This window comes from Streptomyces sp. PT12 (genome assembly GCF_003311645.1).
Classification (GTDB): domain Bacteria; phylum Actinomycetota; class Actinomycetes; order Streptomycetales; family Streptomycetaceae; genus Streptomyces.
Genome location: NZ_QEST01000042.1, coordinates 1 through 2239, shown reverse-complemented (window position 1 = coordinate 2239; position 2239 = coordinate 1). Strand labels below are relative to the sequence as shown.

Sequence of the window (2239 nt, the reverse complement as noted above, 5' to 3'; positions counted from 1 at the left end):
ACAACCGAAACGGCCCCCCGAAAGAACCGACGGACCGTCACGAAAGATCGAGGCTTACACCGGCAGCGGTGAACAAGCGCCGGGTCGCACTCGATATGCGAGCAAATCCGATCGCACATGCCGTAGCGGTGATGATTCCGTGGGCTGTCAAGACGTCCCATCGAGGTTCGACGCATCACAACAACTACCACTTCACTGGACTCAAGCTGTACCTGCGGAAGCGGCTCGGAGACGACTCCTTGAGCCCGCGGCAGGCCGCCGACGCCGCCCGCTTCGAGCGTCGCATCCGACGAGACGATGTGGTGCTGACCTACGACCCCGAGTCGGAGTTGGGCTTCACCTATCGACCTAGGAGGCCCGAGGACGGCTGCATGGTCCTGGACTGGCCTCGTGACGTTCCGTTGCCTACCGGCGAGAAGCGGGCGGCCCTGGACCTGCCGCCCGAGGGCACCTAGAACCGGGGTGCGGCGGCCAAGGGTGTCGACCGGAGGAATGTGCGGAGAGTGACCTCCCCCGATGGGGGAGATCTTGTCATGTGAGGGTTGCCTTAATTCTATCTTTCTTGATTGTGAATCAGATCACAGTTGATGCGCGTGAAACCGATGTAGTGTTCTTGAACATCCATTCGAGGAGAATGTCGGGGGGAGCGCGACGGTGATGCTCTCTGAAAGAGCGTTTTGTCCCGGCAGGGCTGTTTGATAACTCGGGCGGCGAAGCCGCTTGGAGCAGGTGATCGGGCGTGTGACGATCGGGGCGTGAGAACCGGGGTCGTCCGTAGAAGCAAGGGGGTGTGCCGCGAGTGGCCACTGGGGGAACAGCGCGGCTGCTGCTCAGCAATGGTGGTGAGGCGGCGCTGGAGTTGACCGTGGAGCCCTGGGCGGAAACGCACCAGATTCCCCCGAAGCGGACGTGGGTCGCCGTCACCCACTCGCCTGCAGCAGATGGATCATGGTCCGGGACTCTGCGCGGGGACGAGCCATTCCAGGTCGAGCATCGGCCCGGATCGCTCACGGCGTGGGTCAACGGCAACTGCTTCCACCTCAGCGACGTGGAGGGAACCACGATCGACTCGGCCGACTGGGACTGTCCTGCTCAGGGCTCTGCCTCCTGACCTGGCGGGCTCAGGAGTCGCGCCAGTTCGGGGTCGATTCGCGGGTGAGCCGTCGGCTTATGAGATCGACCATGGCCACCTTGATCATGGCTTCGGAGCGGTGCGGGTGGGTCTCGTAGTCGCGGGCAAGACGACGATGGTGCATCAGCCAGCCGAAGGTCCGCTCGACGACCCAGCGTCGCGGAATCACCTTGAAGCCCTTCTGGGCAGGGTCGCGACGGGTGACTTCAACATCGATCCCGAGACGGGCGCCGTGGTCGATGACCTTGGTGCGGTAGCCAGTGTCGGCCCACGCCTTCGTGACACGCGGGTGGTCTGCAGCGATGCTCGAGAGAACCTGAATACCGCCGACGTTGTCGGAGATACTGGCGGCGGTGACCAGGACAGCCAGGAGAAGGCCGAGTGTGTCGACGCCGATGTGGCGTTTGCGGCCTGCAATCTTCTTGCCCGCGTCGATGCCCTGGCCGGTGGCCGGGACGTTCGCGGAGGTCTTGACGCTCTGGGCATCGAGGATGCAGGCGCTGGGCTCGGCGTCGCGGCCTTCCGCCTCCCGGACCAGTCGTCGCAGGAGTCCGTTGAGCTGGTCGAAAACCGCGTCCTTCTGCCAGGCAGCGAAGTAACCGTAGACGGTTTCCCACGGGGCGAAGTCGTGTGGCAGGTACCGCCAGGGGATCCCGGTCCGGTCGACATAAAGGATCGCGTCCATGATCCGGCGCAGGTCGTGCTCGGGCGGCCGGCCTATGTCCAGGCCCTTTCCCTCTGCGTTCGGCCCGCCAGGCTGTCAGAGTTGGTTCCAGCAGTTCCCAACGGGCATCGGACAGGTCACTCGGGTACGGCCGCTGCTTACGAGGCATGTTTCTGTAGTACCGATGGCCGCCGTCCCGCCACAGGGCGCAAACCGGCGTGACCGGGGGCGTGTTGGGATCAGACAGGAGCGAAGGGACCGAAACGGTCCCTCGAAGGCCGTCATCCGCCTCACCTGCCACAAGAGACGCTTACCGCCCCAGCCGACCCGAAACGGTCCGCTACCTGAACTGTAATAAAGCACCCCGGATGGGATAAAACGCTCTTTGAGAGCGCGTTTGAGATCTGGAGTGCCTCGCCTGGGGCTTGGTCGTTGAGCGGTGT

1 protein-coding gene and 1 pseudogene are annotated in these 2239 nt (G+C 63.9%); one reads left to right on the top strand and one right to left on the bottom strand.

Going from position 1 to position 2239, the window contains the following annotated elements; translation table 11 throughout:
* The first annotated feature begins 239 nt into the window (after nucleotides 1-239).
* The gene (locus DEH69_RS04210; RefSeq protein WP_181727251.1) at nucleotides 240-455 is read left to right on the top strand and encodes a hypothetical protein; all 216 of its coding nucleotides are present in this window, start codon (nucleotides 240-242) and stop codon (nucleotides 453-455) included.
* Nucleotides 456-1121: 666 nt separating this feature from the next.
* Here the strand turns inward: DEH69_RS04210 and DEH69_RS04200 are convergent.
* A pseudogene (locus DEH69_RS04200) lies at nucleotides 1122-1965 on the bottom strand (IS5 family transposase).
* Nucleotides 1966-2239: the final 274 nt, after the last annotated feature.